Origin of the sequence: Burkholderia sp. BCC1996 (assembly GCF_905339955.1) — a bacterium.
GTDB lineage: Bacteria > Pseudomonadota > Gammaproteobacteria > Burkholderiales > Burkholderiaceae > Burkholderia.
In genome coordinates this window covers 166,414-182,338 of the sequence record NZ_CAJPHM010000018.1, presented here as the reverse complement: position 1 = coordinate 182,338, position 15,925 = coordinate 166,414, and the positions used below count along the sequence as shown (strand labels likewise).

The 15,925-nt window shown below is 64.5% G+C and carries 10 protein-coding genes and 2 pseudogenes; 6 read left to right on the top strand and 6 right to left on the bottom strand.

The features are described from left to right. Positions 1–3,691 (top strand): beta strand repeat-containing protein (locus U4Z64_RS25310; protein ID WP_321821419.1); only part of this gene is annotated, 3,691 nt, incomplete at its 5' end. 274 nt (positions 3,692–3,965) lie between these two features. Next, positions 3,966–5,339, top strand: a complete 1,374-nt coding sequence (locus U4Z64_RS25305; RefSeq protein ID WP_321821418.1) for a TolC family outer membrane protein — start codon at positions 3,966–3,968, stop codon at positions 5,337–5,339. Between the two features lie 133 nt (positions 5,340–5,472). Here the strand turns inward: U4Z64_RS25305 and U4Z64_RS25300 are convergent. Together U4Z64_RS25300 and U4Z64_RS25295 are read right to left on the bottom strand one after the other, a co-directional pair. After that, positions 5,473–6,129, bottom strand: a pseudogene (locus tag U4Z64_RS25300) (tyrosine-type recombinase/integrase); the annotation flags it as partial. 87 nt (positions 6,130–6,216) lie between these two features. Next, the gene (locus U4Z64_RS25295; protein WP_321821417.1) at positions 6,217–7,089 is read right to left on the bottom strand and encodes a hypothetical protein; all 873 of its coding nucleotides are present in this window, start codon (positions 7,087–7,089) and stop codon (positions 6,217–6,219) included. 720 nt (positions 7,090–7,809) lie between these two features. Here U4Z64_RS25295 and U4Z64_RS25290 point away from each other — a divergent pair. Both U4Z64_RS25290 and U4Z64_RS25285 read left to right on the top strand, forming a co-directional pair. Continuing rightward, entirely contained in the window at positions 7,810–10,134 is a 2,325-nt protein-coding gene (locus tag U4Z64_RS25290; protein WP_321821416.1) for a YjbH domain-containing protein, read from the top strand. Positions 10,135–10,188: 54 nt separating this feature from the next. After that, a complete protein-coding gene (locus U4Z64_RS25285; protein ID WP_321801986.1) occupies positions 10,189–10,905 on the top strand; it encodes a carboxypeptidase regulatory-like domain-containing protein in 717 nt (238 codons plus the stop codon). 272 nt (positions 10,906–11,177) lie between these two features. Here U4Z64_RS25285 and rpoD read toward each other — a convergent pair whose 3' ends face one another. The 3 genes from rpoD to U4Z64_RS25270 form a co-directional block, all read right to left on the bottom strand. Next, positions 11,178–13,205 (bottom strand): RNA polymerase sigma factor RpoD, encoded by a 2,028-nt coding sequence (gene rpoD, locus U4Z64_RS25280; RefSeq protein WP_321821415.1) that lies wholly within the window; start codon positions 13,203–13,205, stop codon positions 11,178–11,180. A 555-nt stretch (positions 13,206–13,760) separates the two neighbouring features. Continuing rightward, positions 13,761–14,234 carry an RES family NAD+ phosphorylase gene (locus U4Z64_RS25275; RefSeq protein WP_124487253.1) on the bottom strand — a complete coding sequence of 158 codons (474 nt, stop codon included), beginning with the start codon at positions 14,232–14,234 and terminating at the stop codon, positions 13,761–13,763. Then, on the bottom strand, positions 14,231–14,659 hold the full coding sequence (locus U4Z64_RS25270; protein ID WP_124487254.1) for an antitoxin Xre/MbcA/ParS toxin-binding domain-containing protein: 429 nt from the start codon (positions 14,657–14,659) through the stop codon (positions 14,231–14,233). The genes U4Z64_RS25275 and U4Z64_RS25270 overlap by 4 nt, the downstream gene beginning before the upstream one ends. Positions 14,660–14,838: 179 nt before the next feature. Between U4Z64_RS25270 and U4Z64_RS25265 the strand changes: the two genes are divergently transcribed. Together U4Z64_RS25265 and U4Z64_RS25260 are read left to right on the top strand one after the other, a co-directional pair. After that, positions 14,839–15,153 (top strand): helicase, encoded by a 315-nt coding sequence (locus tag U4Z64_RS25265; RefSeq protein ID WP_124487255.1) that lies wholly within the window; start codon positions 14,839–14,841, stop codon positions 15,151–15,153. An 18-nt stretch (positions 15,154–15,171) separates the two neighbouring features. After that, positions 15,172–15,381: pseudogene (locus U4Z64_RS25260) on the top strand (ISNCY family transposase); the annotation flags it as partial. Positions 15,382–15,613: 232 nt separating this feature from the next. On the opposite strand, the gene U4Z64_RS25255 reads toward U4Z64_RS25260, so the two are convergent. Then, entirely contained in the window at positions 15,614–15,919 is a 306-nt protein-coding gene (locus U4Z64_RS25255) for a DUF4148 domain-containing protein (protein ID WP_321821414.1), read from the bottom strand. Positions 15,920–15,925 lie beyond the last annotated feature (6 nt).

Here is a 15,925-nt window from a genome sequence, read left to right as displayed (position 1 = left end):
GCCGGGCGTTGCGCTCGCCACCGATTCGGGCAGCAGCGCGTCCGATCACATCACCAACGTCGGCACGCTGAACCTCACCGGTGTCGAAACCGGCGCCACCGTCGAATATTCGATCGACGGCGGCCATACGTGGAACACGAGTTTCAGCGCGACCGAAGGCGTGAACGATGTGCAGGTCCGGCAAACCGACATCGCCGGCAACACGTCGGCGGCGGCTTCGTTCAGCTTTACGCTCGATACGTCGGCTGCCGCGCCGAGCGTTGCGCTCACCACCGATTCCGGCAGCAGCGCGTCCGACCACATTACCAATGTCGGCACGTTGAACCTCACCGGCATCGAAACCGGCGCCACGGTGCAGTACAGCGTCGATAACGGCGCGCACTGGAACACCAGCTTCAGCGCCGTCGAAGGCACGAACAACGTGCAGGTTCGCCAGATTGACGTCGCCGGCAATACGTCGGCCGCGACATCGTTCAGCTTCACGCTCGATACGTCGGCTGCCGCGCCGGGCGTTGCCCTGACCACCGATTCCGGCAGCAGCGCTGTTGATCACATCACCAATGTCGGTACGTTGAACCTGACTGGCGTCGAAACCGGCGCCACCGTCGAATACTCGATCGACGGCGGCCATACGTGGAACACGAGTTTCAGCGCGACCGAAGGCGTGAACGATGTGCAGGTCCGGCAAACCGACATCGCCGGCAACACGTCGGCCGCGACATCGTTCAGCTTCACGCTCGATACCTCGGCTGCCGCCCCCGGCGTCGCGCTGACCACCGATTCCGGCAGCAGCGCGTCCGACCACATCACCAATGTCGGCACGTTGAACCTCACCGGCATCGAAACCGGCGCCACCGTGCAGTACAGCGTCGATAACGGTGCGCACTGGAGCACCAGCTTCGGTGCCCTGGAAGGCGCGAACAACGTGCAGGTCCGGCAGATCGACGTCGCGGGTAATACGTCGGCCGCGACGTCGATCAGCTTCACGCTCGACACGTCGGCGGCTGCACCCGGTGTTGCCCTGACCACCGACTCCGGCAGCAGCGCCTCCGACCACATCACCAATGTCGGCACGTTGAACCTCACCGGCATCGAAACCGGCGCCACCGTGCAGTACAGCGTCGACAACGGCGCGCACTGGAGCACCACCTTCAACGCCATCGAAGGCACGAACAACGTCCAGGTCCGCCAGATCGACGTGGCAGGCAACATCTCGAACGCGACCAGCTTCAATTTCACGCTCGACACGTCGGCCGCCGCCCCCGGCGTGGCCCTCACCACCGATTCCGGCAGCAGCGCGTCCGACCACATCACCAACGTCGGCACGTTGAACCTCACCGGCATCGAAACCGGCGCCACCGTGCAGTACAGCATCGACAACGGCGCGCACTGGAACACCAGCTTCAACGCCATCGAAGGCACGAATAACGTGCAGGTCCGGCAGGTCGACGTCGCGGGCAATACTTCGTCGGCGACGTCGTTCGGCTTCACGCTCGACACGTCGGCTGCCGCGCCGGGCGTGGCCCTCACCACCGACTCGGGCAGCAGCGCCTCCGACCACATCACCAACGTCGGCACGTTGAACCTGTCCGGTGTCGAATCCGGCGCCACCGTGCAATACAGCGTCGACAACGGTGCGCACTGGAGCACCAGCTTCGGCGCCCTGCAAGGTACGAACAACGTGCAGGTCCGCCAGATCGACGTCGCCGGCAACACCTCGTCGGCGACGTCCTTCAGCTTCACGCTCGACACATCGGCCGCGGCGCCCGGCGTGGCCCTGACCACCGATTCCGGCAGCAGCCCATCCGACCACATCACCAACGTCGGCACGCTGAACCTCACCGGCATCGAAACGGGCGCCACAGTGCAATACAGCGTCGACAACGGCGCGCACTGGAACACCACCTTCAACGCCATCGAAGGCACGAACAACGTCCAGGTCCGCCAGATCGACGTGGCAGGCAACATCTCGAACGCGACCAGCTTCAATTTCACGCTCGACACCACCGCCCCGTCCACGCTGTCGTGGCAATACAGCGGGAACACGCTCACAGCCAACACCGACACGTCGAACGTCTGGAAAGTGACGGTCCACGACAACACCACCAACGCCGACTACAGCGCAACGCAACAAAGCGCCGGTACCTGGGCCTTCACGCAACAGAGCCTCAACCTCAACAAGGACTCCCTCACCGTGACCGAGTGGGACACGGCAGGCAACACGCGATCCTCGACGCACACGGCGCCCGCCGGCGTCGCCGGATCCGAGATCAATCTGGCGCTGGCCGATCCGTCCGGCCATGCGTCCGACCTCGCGGTGACGATCGCCGGCATCCCGTCCGGCTGGACGCTGAACGCCGGCACCAACCTCGGCAACGGCGCATGGCTCGTCCCGACGAACGATCTCGGCGCACTCACCGTCACGCCGCCCGCGTCCTTCACGGGCGCCACGGTGCTCACCGTGACCGAAACCTGGACCGCCGCGGACGGCAGCCACCAGGCCGTCACGGTCGCCGACAACGTCGAAGCGTTCGCGGCCAACGCGCCGATCTTCGCGTGGTCCGGCGACGATCAGCTCACGGGATCCGCCGGCCACGACTTGTTCGTGTTCGCGCAGCCGATCGGCAACGACACGCTGCACAATCTCGACCTCGCCGCCGACAAGATCGACCTCGTCGGATTCACCGGCATCACGAGCTTCAGCGACGTCCAGGCCCACATGACGGACGACGCCAACGGCAACGCGGTGATTGCACTGGGCGACGGCGCGACCATCACGGTGGCGGGCGTTCACGCCACCGACCTCACCAGCGACAATTTCGTGTTCGACCAAGAGGCGGTCACGACCAACGCCGGCGTCATGACGGTCAACGACGGCGCGATGCTTCCCGTCGGCGGCACGATCGACAACACGGGCACGATCGCGCTCGGATCGACGGGCGACCTGACCCGGTTCGAGGTGCTGGTCAGGAGCGCGACGCTGGAAGGCGGCGGTCACGTGACGCTGTCTGACGACAGCCACAACGTCATCTTCGGCAGCACGCCGGACGCGACGCTCGTCAACGTCGACAACACGATCGCCGGGGCGGGCCAGCTCGGCGCCGGCCAGCTGACGCTCGTCAACGAAGGGACGATCGTCGCCAGCGGCGCCAACGCGCTCGTGATCGACACGGGCGCCCACGCCGTCGTCAATACGGGCACGCTCGAGGCAACCGGCAGCGGCGGCCTCGTGCTCGACAGCGCCGTAGCGAACACGGGCAACCTGTGGGCCAACAACGGCAACCTGACGATCCACGGCGACGTGACGGGCGCCGGCAGCGCGACGATCAGCGGCACCGCGACCCTGGAGTTCGGCGGCGCGTCCGCGGAAAACACGACGTTCGCCGACGGCGCCGCCGGTACGCTCAAGCTGGACCAGTCCGCCGGCTTCACCGGCACGGTCAGCGGCTTCGGCGCGGCCGATACGCTCGATCTCGCGGATGTCCTGTTCAACGACCACACGACGCTCAGCTTCACGGCCAACGACACCGGAACGGGCGGCACGCTGACCGTCAGCGACGGCGCCCACACGGCGCAGGTTGCGCTGCAGGGCAACCTGTCGGCCGGCGGCTTCCAGCTTTCGCACGATCAAGGCAGCGGCACCGTCGTCACTTACACCCCGCCGCCGCTGCCCCACGTCCAGGAGGTCTAGCCGGCCGGAACGCCCCGCGAGCGACGCGTGCACGCGCGATCGAATGCAGCACGCCGTCGCTCGCGGCGGCAGGTCCGACGCATCCTGCGCAGCGCACCGACGCGAATATCTTCACGGGAAATCCGTCGAATGGACTAAGCTGCCAGAAGGCGCAACGTGATTCCGGCGAGCTGCGCCGGCCGCATGATTCCGAGCATCGCGAAATATCCGATCGTGCCTGAGCCGTGCTGCTTGCTGGCAGCCGTCAGGCGACAGGCGACAGGAAACCGAGTCGATGAACCGAAACTACCCGCTGCTAGCCGTGCTCGCACTCGCGTCGGCGCTTGCCGCCGCCTCGTCGCTCGCCGCCGCGCAAAGTCTCCAGGAAGCAGTCGAGCAAGCGATCAGAACCAACCCCGAAGTCCGCGCCACCACGTATAACCGCGAAGCGGCCGATCAGGGCCTGAAGCAGGCGCGGGCCGGCTACTGGCCGCGCGTGGACGTCGACGCGTCGATCGGCAAGGAGCAGCGCGACGATGTGGAGACCCGCCTGCTCGGCCTGAACCGGACCACGTTCACGCATCGCAATGCCAACGTGACGTTGTCGCAGATGCTGTTCGACGGCTTCGCGGTCAGGAGCGAAGTGGCGCGTCAGCAGGCGCGCATCGACTCGTCCGCCAATCGCGTCGCCTCCACGTCCGAGGACGTGGCGCTGCGCGTGGTGGGCGCCTATCTCGAGGTGCTGCGCCGCCGGGAGACGACGGCCGCCGCCGAGGACAACCTCGAATCCCATCGCCGGATCCACGACCAGATCAAGCTGCGCAGCGACCGCGGCGTCGGGCGCCGCGCCGACCTTTACCAGGCGGAAAGCCGGCTGGCGCTGGCCCAGGACAACTTGCGCACCGAGCAAAGCAGCCTGAAGGATGCCGAAGTGGCTTACGCCCGTCTCGTAGGCTCGGCCCCGGATGCGCTCGTCAAGCCGGTGGCGCCGGAAGGCGCGCTGCCGCCGACCGAACGCCTCGCGCTGGACGCGGCGCTGGCGAACCACCCGTCGCTCGCCGGCGCCGAGGCGGACGTGGCCCAGGCACGCGCCCGGTACGACGGCGCCAAGGCCGCGCTGTGGCCGCGCCTCGACCTGGAGCTCAGCGCGAGCCACGACCGCGACGGCGTGCTCGGCCCGACCAACGACCGCCGCGTGATGCTGCGTCTTCGCTACAACCTGTTCCAAGGGGGCGCCGACAAGGCGCGCATCGGCGAAGCGCACGCGCAGATCCGCGAAGCGGAAGAGGAACGCAATCGCACGCGCCTCGAGATCCAGGAAAGCGTTTCGCATGCGTACAACGCGTACCTCACCGCGCGCGACCGGATGGTCGTGCTCAAGCAGTACGTCGATTCCAGTGCGGCGACGCGCGAAGCGTACATGCTGCAGTTCGGCATCGGACAGCGCTCGCTGCTCGATCTGCTCAATGCCGAGAACGAGTATTACAGCGCGCGCATCGATTACATCGGCGGCCAGTATGCGGAAGCCGCGAGCGCCTACCGGGTGTTCGCCGGCATGGGACAGTTGCTCGATACGCTGCACGTCGGGCGGCCGGCCGAGGCGTGGGGAGCCGGCAGCGCGCGGCCGGCGGTCGCCTTCAATCGCGGCGCCCAGGACACCGAGAAATGACACTCGCCCGGGCGGCGCGGCTGACTGGACCCGGCGCGCTCATGGGGGATGAACACGGGAAGCGCAATTTTCTACCATAAGCCTTGAAGTTATGAAATCTATTGTGCTTATGCTTAAGGTGCCATAAGCAGACCTACTGCTTGAAATCCCGAGAACGAAACGCCTGATCGAATTGCCAGGCTCGCTGCACCTCGTCGCTGTGCAGGTAGGTGGACGTCGTCGAGATCGAGGCGTGCCGCAGGTTGTCGCGCACCATGATCAGCTCAGCACCACGCGCCAGCGCGTGCGACGCGTGGGTGTGCCGCATCCAGTGCGGGCTCGCGCGGCGCAGCTTTTCGGCGGTCGCCGGCCGATCGTCCTGGATTGCATCGGCCACCAGCATGAAGAACCGTCGCAGCACGCGCCAGAGCCGTCTGGGTTCGATGCCCGCGCCATCCTCGTCAAGGCTCGCAACGAGCGGCGTCGCCGGGTCCCAGCGTGCGAGCGTGATCGGCAGCCCGCGCTGCACGAGATATTGATCCAGCGCGGTTCGAGCGAGTGACGGTAGCGCCATCTTGCCGAGCTTGCCATCCTTGCCAAGCACGTGCAGCCAGTGATCGCCGTGCTCGTCCCGGCGGATGTCGCCGAGCGTCGCGCCGACCAGCTCGCTCGCGCGCAGGCCGGTCGCATAGCCGAAGTCCAGCAGGAAGCGGAGGCGCTGCGCGGCCGGCAGGCTCCAGCCGTACGACCATTCGAGGCCCTCGGCAAGTGCGCGGATCAACAACCACTCGCCCTCGGAGAATCCCCGTGACCACGATGACGATGCGCGAGCTGGACCGATTCAAGGTCATTCAGGATGTATCCCATCGCCATAGACTGTTTGAAATTTTCATTCAAATTAATGCAATTGCACCTCCGAATATAATTGACTCCATAAGCGAGAAAAGCGTGACTGCGCCAGATATGCCGGCATCTCCGAATAGACGAAGAACGGAGTCAGCCCATAGCGTAAGCCCTGTCGATCACATTGCCGCAGAAAAGTCGGCCCCGCCTGTGTCGCCGCCTCCAGCACGCTGCGTAGCGGCATGCCCGCGGTCTCATTGAGCACGACGTGAAGAATCGGATAGAGTGCGTCACGCTCACGGCACTCGGTTTGGCGACATGCTTCGCAATGCGCCTCCCAGCCTTCGTCGGTGCGGTCGATCGGTGCTGGGACGGCCGCGCGGACGTGCGCGGAGACGACGTCATCGAGACATTTCCGATTGCCCTCCAGCACCGCGAGATTCTTACGCCGAAACGCATCTTCGATCAGCGCGCGTTCGGCGTCGTCGATTGTCCGGAAGCCCGCGTAATCTTTATCGCCCCAGGCTTCAGCGTAGTCCCAGTCATACAGTGACCGGATATCGTTCAGTCTCTGCCCTTCGACGACATAGCGCACGAGCGTCGGACACATGTCCATGACGAACAGCCTCTGATTCAACGCGTCCATGGTCCTTACCGGCATTCTGTCGACGAGGTACTCCAGCGACTCCGCGTTTGCGCGCCGGTGGACGCGCACCGCCCGGCTCGCCACGTCCGGTGCCGCGGCCCGGTCATTTAACGGTCCTGCCACGGTCAACAGTTTGTCCAGTGACCAGGTCGTCACGGCGGCATAACCCGGATGAAAAGCCACGATTGAAGCGCGATCGCCATAGCCAAATCGCGCGAGCACGTCGAGGTACTGTTCGAGCCGCTCCAAGGTGCGCACGCACGCATCAAGCGATTGATTCAATACTGGTTTATCCGGTGTTCAAGCGAAAGGCGATCCCGTTCGCGCGGCCGGGCATGCGTATTTCCGTCGACTCAAGTTGTCGGATTTGATCAAGAATCCGGCGCAGATTGCGCTTCCGGTTTCCACTAGACTTACTCGCATATAGGTAACGATCGGTAATACAGCAGCGAGACATGCGAACCCATCGTAAGCGCACGTCTGAATGAAACGATTGCCCGCGGACGTGTACCGCACGGCGTCGGCCCGATCGCCGGACGCATGAGCATGGGGTGAAAGTCGGTCTAATTATAAGTTATGCGAATGAAATGATATTGACGACACCCGGTGCCGATTGCGGTCGCCGGGCTCGATTGCGCGAGCGAGTCGCTTCGGGGAACGGTCCACGCGGCAGGACGCGGTGGGCGCGCCAAATCGCTAACGGGCGCGCGATGTTGGGGGGGCGTTGCCATGTGTCGATCACGGTGCCATGTGTCGATCACGGTCCCATGTGATCGGCGCGCGACAGCGATCGGAGTTATGCATACCGGTGCGTCGCGGGTGATGCGGGCACTTCGCCGTTCCGCGGGACTGGGTTGGGTAGAGGATCGAGAGGGATCTTCGATCGCATCGTCGCCGCATGAGCGTTCACGGCCACGAGCGATGCCAGTGCCGCGGCGGTGCATGTCGACGTTCGGCGATGTCGGATGCCACACACGATACGAACAACCAAGTACACGACCGATGACGATCAAGCTACGTGCGAACGCGACCACGAACAAGCCGGCGGCCATTGCCCTGGGGGCAGCGGTGGCATTTTCCCTGCCGGCTGGTGCGGCGGGCACGCCCGTGCTGACATCGCTCGGGCAGTCCGGCGGGCTATTGATTCCATACGGATTCACGCTGCCTGAAGGAACATTCGAGGGGCAATACAACAACTACATCGATCCACGGTTCGGGAAGCAGACGACGAGTTCGGACATCGTCTGGGGCGCGATCGGCCTGTTTCCGCACGTGGAGATATCCGGCGGTCTGGCGAACTATCCAGGCGACGTACGCACGACGGTGCCGGGCTACGACCACATCGTGCTTCGACATCTGATGGCGAACGCAAAGGTCTCGATTCCGAAGTTCTTCACATACCAGCCGGACATCGCGATCGGCATCAATGACGTTGGCGGGCAAACGCATTACTTCCGGTCCACCTACGGTGTCGTATCGCAAGTGCTCGGGCCCGCGACGCTGACGGTCGGCTACGGGCACGGCGACCGGCTCGACGGGGTGTTCGGCGGCGCCGAGCTTCGGCTGTGGCACACGGGCCTGTCGCTGCTGGCGGAGCACGATTCGAAAACGCCCTATGCGGGCATCCGCTTCCAATCGCCGCCGATCAAGTGGCTGGCCGACGCGAGCCTCGTGGGCACCGTGATGCGCTCGCTCAGGCATACGGACGGGATCGCGCCGCGCACGTCGTTCTCGATCGGCGTGCAGATTCCGCTCGGCCGGCGGTTCGATGCCGCGCGCTGCGGCGACGGCTTGTGTAGCGACGCGCCGGTTGTCGCGGCAGGCACATCGGCGCCGGACGACGTGCGCGCAGCGGACGACGACACGCTGCGACCTGCGGCCGCGCTCGCGCCGCTCAGCGCATTCACGCGGATCGAGCCTGCCACGCCTGCGGCGGCGGATGCGTCACGCGACGATCGAGTCATGCCGTCGCTTCACACGCCGCCGGATCTCGTTCGGACCGCCGCGCCGGCAGTCGACGCGGCGCCGGACCCGGCGGCGCTCGACAGGATCGTGCGCGCGCTGACGGACGCCGGACTCGAGCGCGTGCGCGCCGGCATGGCGGGCGCGGATCTCGTCGTCGAATATGAAAACCACCGCTACAACCAGAACGAGGCGGACGCGCTGGGCATCGCGCTCGGCGCGGCGGCGGAGTACGCGCCGAAAGGCGTCGAGACCGTGCGCATCGTAATCAAGAAGGCGAACGAGCCGGTGGGCGAGTTGAGCGTCGATCGGGCGGACTACGCGCGCTTCGTCGCGGGTGGCGCGTCGACCGCCGCCGGCGCGTCGCTGTCGATGCGCACGCGGCCGACGCACGATGCCGATTCGATTGCGTGGGTAGGCAACGCCCGCGCGCACGGGCTCGTACGGATCCAGGTCGCGCCGGTCACGCACTACCTCTACGGCACTGAGTACGGCAACTTCGACTACTCCGTGGGCGCGAAAATCCAGGGCTTCGTGCCGCTGTGGCGCGGCGCGGAACTGTATTCGAGCGTGATCGTGCCGATTGCGAACAGCAAGAACATGGACAACGGCCGCGTCTACGACCAATACCGCTTGCGCGGCGGGCTGTCGACCGTTGCGCTCGTGCAGAGCTTCTGGATTGCGCCGCGCGTTTTCAACGTGACCGCGCTCGGCAAGTTCGACCTCCAGTACCTGGGCGTCGAGAACGAGACGACCGCGTTCGTACCGGGCCGTCCCGACGTGGTGCGGCTGAAGCTCGCCTATCTGCATCACGAGCCGGGCAAGGATGCGCTGCCGGCGGAGAAGAACGCGCTGCTCACGTACCGGTGGGTCGAGCCCGCATGGAAGATGTGGATCGAGGCGGGCGTCGCGCGCTATGTCGGTGGCGACAAGGGCCCGCTGATCACGTTGACGCGCTGGTTCGACGACGTGTCGTTCAGCGTGCAGGGATGGCATAGCGGCCACGGCTCGTTCGTCGGCGCGTCGGTCAGTTTCCCGTTGACGCCGCGCCAGGGCATGAAGCCGGGGATCGTGCAGATCAACGGGCCCGAGCAGTTCTCGCTCAATTTCCGCACGCGTGTCGGATCGTCGAACTATCTCGCGCAAGACGGCGCCGAGAATCTCGACTTTGCCTACAACGCGCAACAGTTCCTGCTCAACCAGGGGCGCTTCAGCGCCGAGTACTTCGCGACGCAGCTTTACCGGATGCGCGATGCCTACAAGCGCTACGCGCATTCCGCCGGCGTGGCGCCGCCCGCGACGGAGGCGGCGCTGCCGGCTGACGGCGTGCAGCCGTCGGCCGCGCGCGAGGCAAGCATTCAATGATCGAGGGACCGGAGAGTCCTCGGGAAAATCGGGTTGATCTAACGGAGAAAATCAATGAAGACCATGAAGAAAGCGGCACTGAGGGCATTGCAAGTCGGCACGTTTGCGCTCGCGGGTACGCTCGCGGCCTGTGGCGGAGGTGACGACAGTCCGAGCACGACGCCTTCGAATGCGTCGTCGGCCACGATCAACGGCACGGCCGCGACCGGCGCAGCGATGGCGAACGCGGCGATCACGATCGTGTGCGCGACCGGCAACGGTTCGGGCACGGCCGACGCGAACGGCGCTTTCTCGGTCACGTTTGTGCTCGCGGGGCCGTGCGCGATCACCGGCACGAACGGGACGACCACGCTGCACTCGTTCGCGAGCGGCGGCGGCACGTTCAACGTGACGCCGTTGACCGAACTGCTGCTGACCTATCTGGCGGGGCAACTGGGCACGGACCTGAACGGGCTGCTGTCGGGCCTCGCGTCCAATCCGACGTATCAAAGCGCGTTGACGAACCCCGCTGTCGTTGCGGCTGCGGCGAATGGGGTTGCCCAGACCATCAAGAACGAAACCGGCGTCACGCTGTCGACGTCCGCGTTCCTGACGACGCCGTTCAAGCCAGGCCAGACCGGCCAGGATTCGGACCTCGAAGCGCTGAAATCGAAGGGTGCGCTGGGAGGAAACGGCCAGCCGTCTGCGACGTTGCTCGGCAAGGTGGGTGACGCCGGCAAGGCAGCTGGCAAGCCCACCGGCGGCACCGGCGGCAGCGGCAACCCGGCGTAACGGCGAGCGAAGCCGCGTGCGGCGCCGTGCGCGCGGATTCACACCCGGCGCGTTGCCCGCCACGCGGTTCGATGTCGAACGCGCGCGCCCGGGCAACCGTGCCTTGGCGGCTGATATGACGCCCCGTGTCAATCGGGTTCGTTTTTTCAGTTTTCGGAGGCACGTTGCCTGAATTTCCCGAGGGCGACGTAGCAGCAAATCTCGCCGGGCATGCCACCTGCCGACTTGTTCCGGCCAGCGAAGTGAGTTCGAGGGTGAAAGACGAAATGGCCTCAGCGCTCAAGAAAGGGCCTGAGCTTGTCTGCACGGCTGGGATGCATCAGCTTGCGCATCGCCTTGCTCTCGATCTGACGGATCCGCTCGCGGGTCACGTCGAACTGCTTGCCGACCTCTTCAAGCGTGTGATCGGAGTTTGTGTCGAGCCCGAATCGCATCCGCAGAACCTTGGCTTCGCGCGGCGACAACCCGGCGAGTGCCTCGTCGATCGCCGCGCGCATGTTCGCGTGAATCGCCGCCTCAGCCGGTGAACTCGCCGAGACATCCTCGATCATGTCGCCGAGTGTTGCATCGGCGTCGTCACCCACCGGGGTTTCGAGCGAGACAGGTTGCTTGGCGATCTTGAGGATACCGAGCACTTTCTCCTCGGACATCTCCATGCGCTTTGCCAGCACTGCGGGATGCGCTTCCTGCCCTGTCTGTTGCAAGATTTCGCGCGATATCCGATTCAGCTTGTTGATCGTCTCGATCATGTGGACCGGCACGCGAATGGTCCGCGCCTGATCGGCGAGCGCACGCGTGACAGCCTGCCGGACCCACCAAGTCGCGTAGGTCGAGAACTTCCAGCCGCGCCGGTATTCGAACTTGTCCACGGCCTTCATCAGGCCGATATTGCCCTCCTGGATCAAATCCAGGAACTGCATGCCGCGGTTCACGTATTTCTTGGCGATTGAAATGACAAGACGAAGGTTCGCTTCGATCATCTCGCGCTTGGCCTGCCGCATTTTCAGTTCCGCGGCACTCATCTGGCGGTTGATCTGCTTGAGCTGCTGGAGCGGCAACGAGACCCGGGACTCGATGTCGACGAGTTTCTGCTGCGCCGCCTGAATCGCCGGCTGATGCCGCTCGAGCGCCGCACCAAACTGCTGCGAGGTCGCCGCCGCTCGGGTCGTCCATTCAAGATCGGTCTCGTGGCCCGGGAACGAGTCGACAAACGCGTCGCGCGGCATGCCGCAACGGGCGACCGCAATCGCCAGGATACTGCGCTCGATCGCGCGAACCTCAGTCACTTGCCCATGGACAATTGCGCACAGGCGGTCGATGGTCTTGGCGGTAAAGCGGATCGGCGCGAGCTCACACTGGATCGCCGTGCGCACTTGCGCAGCGGCTGCGGAACGGGCACCGCCAGTGACAGGCACATCCGGCAACTGCTCGAACAGTGCACGCACGCGTGCGAAAATCGCAAGACTGTCGTTCGTGAGTTCTTCGAGGCGCGCCGCGTTCGCCTTCTCCGAATCCCCGGCATCCGTTTCGACGTCGTCTTCGTCCGAATCATCGTCGGCGGCGAGTGCTTCCGCATCCTCTTCTTGGGACTCCGGCGTCATTTCGCTTTCATCGGCGTCGACACTGATGCCATCGACCAGTTCGTCGATGCGGAGTTCGCCTGCCACGATGCGGTCGACATCGGCAAGAATCGTGGACACGATCGACGGACACGCGGCAATCGCTTGAATCATGTCCTGTAGACCATCTTCGATCCGTTTCGCGACCTCGATTTCACCGGCGCGGGTCAGCAGTTCGCTGGCCCCCATCTCACGCATGTACATCCGAACCGGATCCGTGGTGCGGCCGAATTCGGAATCGACGGTCGATAGCGCAGCTTCCGCCTCCTCGTCCGCCTGATCGTCGGATGCCACGGCCGGCGCAGCGTCGTTGAGCAGGAGCGCTTCGGCGTCCGGCGCTTGTTCGTACACGGCCACGCCCATGTCGCTGAACGTGCTGACGATGGTGTCCATCGCCGCCGTTTGAGCAAAGTTGTCGGGCAGGTGATCGTTGATGTCCGCGTGGGTGAGATAGCCGCGCTCGCGACCGAGCGCGATCAACGCGCGCATCTGGTGCTGGCGCTCCTCATTCTGGCGTGCCAGTGACGCGATGTCCGTCGGCGTCAGGGCCTGGGGCTTTCCCTTTGACACACGGCGGCCGGCTTTTGCCGTGGCTGTGATTTCAGGGGATGTGGAATCGTTCCGATCAGAAATTGCCAATACATGCTCCTCGACAGATGAGCCGACGATCGTCGCGAGCATGACGCCAGAACGGGTTGCCTGCCGGGATGCGAACGGAATCGTGATACGCAAAGATGGTCGAGGCCGGGACGCCTCGCTCGAAATCCGTATGCGCAGCTTGTGGGGGGCGTGAATGATACCGGAAAGTATTGTGCGGCACAACACGGGGCCCTTGGATTTCCATGCACTTTACCGGTGTAGCCCGCTCTAGCTGCGATTAAGGGGGTAGCAGTCGCCCCCCAACCGCCCCTGCACAGGAACGAGTTCGGCCACCTTGCCCCTGCAAGGATAAGCGGCCATACGTCGACGGCGAGGTTGAAATTGACGTTTAGAGAAAACTCATCTGCCGAGGATCCCGCTCCGGCATCTTGACCGACAGCACATCTTTCGCGGCTCTACGCATTCGTGCAATAAGCGGTACGCCGACACCGTCAATCGTGAGCCCGAAGCCATACGCTTCGATGTCGACTCGCTTAAGCTTCGGAATGGGTTCCCACATCGGCTTCCAACCGTGCGTCGCGGTACGAGCGAGCAACCGACGCTTCGAAGGTTGGTTAGCAGACCACCATCAAGCATTTATGATCGGCCAACTGGCGGTATGGCAAAAAGTCGCTCGTCCCACACGACCGGTTGTGGATCCGTCACGATGATCCGCGCGGTGTCAGGATGCGCCAGATTCACGAGCACGTTGAACTCTGCACGGACGACGACGGAAGGGACGATCAGGAGTGCTGTACGCGATTCTGCCATCCATTCGTCGCCGAACTGCCGTGCTGCCTGCAGTGCCGCCGCACCCCATCCTCTCGGCAACGTTTCTGCCGTATGGCGTTCGACGCTGACGTCGTCGGGAACGGTTGCTTCGACCCATCCGTGGGTTTTCGGCACCTTGCCGATGCGTGCATGCACGAGCACCTCGAGCATCGCACCCGCGAAGGTCGACGCCGCGTAGATGACAGGCCGGCCCGGACTATTAAAGCGGCCACCGACCAGCATCGCGCCGGTGCCGCTCCAGATCGTGTGTCGCGTGTCACCGATGCGAAACAACTTCATGCCGGTAGCCCGTAGAACAGTTTCCAGAGCAACTCTTCAACCCTGCGCGCACCGAGCTCGGTCAGCGCGACGTCGAGCGGCGCCCGTCCCTCAAGTTCAGGATGTGGCGTCGACAAAAATTCCCGCGCGTCCTCTTCGTCGTTCCAGACGTAGGTGGTCGTTGCAACGATCCGGGCCAGACGCTCCGTCTTCTCCGATTCGTCTTGCGTTAGTCGATCGCGGCGGCGCTTGTAGGTCGCTTCGGGGATGATGCGGGCGAGGAGCGCGCGCCGAGCATCGGCGCCTTGCGTCGCGTGTTCGACGCCCGCGCGCAGCGCGGACTTCGGCAGACCGCCGCGCACAAGCGCTTCCAGCTCCGCCAGCGTATGCGGGAGCGGCCGCAGCCCCATGACCGCAGCCACGGCTTCAGGGGTAACGAGTGACATGGCGACTCCCGTTCAGTATCATTTGATACCTCATTTTAGCGCAAATGATACCGCCCGCAAGGCGTTCTTGAAAGTTGAGACGCGGAGACGCCTCGCAAGCCGACTGTCGCACAACGTGGCCGATTTTGGTGGATCCTTGCGCAGCGTTAGAATAGCGCCCCTTCTCATGGGAGACGACAATGTCCTGGTTCGTTTATGAAGTGCCCGAATACCACGAAGACGCTGCGCGCATCGAACCCTTCAGCGAGCTGCGTAGCCGTGTGCTGAAAGCCGGTGGCCCGGCCATGGCTGACGACCTGGAAAGCGTTCGCGAGAACGCCGCAGCGACAGCGGACACGCCAGAGCGGCCCCTGCGGACGCCGGAGAATCCGCAGGTCTTTCCGATTCCCTACGCCGACTCCATGATCCTGGTCGGGTTCATCTTCGATCTGAAGCGAGAATTCCGGCAACTGGTCGTGTCGCCCGTGGAAATGCCCTGGTTGAACGACGCGTAAACGGTGGTGCGACCGGAAGCGCCCTCCTTCACCGCTGCTTACCACACAGGCTTCGCGAAGCCACCGAAAAGCGATTTCAATGCGCATCGGCCGCTGCGGGATGACCAGCATCTGGACACAGTGTTGACCTGGCGTGAAACACGTCGGGTATCGAAATCGCCGGCAGTGCTCCACGAGCGAGTGCTTTACTTGCTGGATGACACACCGGTAAACCGGAAGCTGATTCACCCCACCGGCTGCCGTCGCTCTTCCTTGCGCGCGTCGGATGCATGATGAAACTCCCGGGAAAGACTCGATGAGGGCGCACCGAAGATGCGCCGCCGGCACGACCGGGCGTGCGACGTGCTGCCCGACACGTTCATTCTCACGATTGCGGCGCGCACGGCGCTGACCGGTAGACGACGCATTCGAAATCCGCGGCCGCTTCCTTCGGGCCGCGGATGGCAGTTGAAAATCGGGCTCAGTGATGCTCGTACGGCTGCTCCGTATCGAGCGACGCGAGCGATTGCGCGGTCGTCTCTGCGGCGCCGCTCGGCCGTGCAGCCACCGATTGCGATGGCTGCGCGGCGATCTTCGCTTCCGCGGCCTGGATGTCGGCGGGATAGTAAGGATCGCTACCGACCGGCTTATAGCCGGCCTTCTCGACCCGCACGAGATCGGCGCGCACGTCGGCCCGCGTGACCGCATGGTCGGTGGTTTGCGCAAATGCGAAGATCGGTGCGCTCAGCGCACAGGACAGCAGGACCGCACGAATCGGGTTGTTCATGATGTT

What these genes read in the sequence shown, in the direction of transcription:
- U4Z64_RS25305 (WP_321821418.1), top strand. Translation starts at nt 3,966, where the DNA reads ATGAACCGAAACTACCCGCTGCTAGCCGTGCTCGCACTCGCGTCGGCG.
- U4Z64_RS25290 (WP_321821416.1), top strand. Translation starts at nt 7,810, where the DNA reads ATGACGATCAAGCTACGTGCGAACGCGACCACGAACAAGCCGGCGGCC.
- U4Z64_RS25285 (WP_321801986.1), top strand. Translation starts at nt 10,189, where the DNA reads ATGAAGACCATGAAGAAAGCGGCACTGAGGGCATTGCAAGTCGGCACG.
- rpoD (WP_321821415.1), bottom strand. Translation starts at nt 13,205, where the DNA reads ATGCTCGCGACGATCGTCGGCTCATCTGTCGAGGAGCATGTATTGGCA.
- U4Z64_RS25275 (WP_124487253.1), bottom strand. Translation starts at nt 14,234, where the DNA reads ATGAAGTTGTTTCGCATCGGTGACACGCGACACACGATCTGGAGCGGC.
- U4Z64_RS25270 (WP_124487254.1), bottom strand. Translation starts at nt 14,659, where the DNA reads ATGTCACTCGTTACCCCTGAAGCCGTGGCTGCGGTCATGGGGCTGCGG.
- U4Z64_RS25265 (WP_124487255.1), top strand. Translation starts at nt 14,839, where the DNA reads ATGTCCTGGTTCGTTTATGAAGTGCCCGAATACCACGAAGACGCTGCG.
- U4Z64_RS25255 (WP_321821414.1), bottom strand. Translation starts at nt 15,919, where the DNA reads ATGAACAACCCGATTCGTGCGGTCCTGCTGTCCTGTGCGCTGAGCGCA.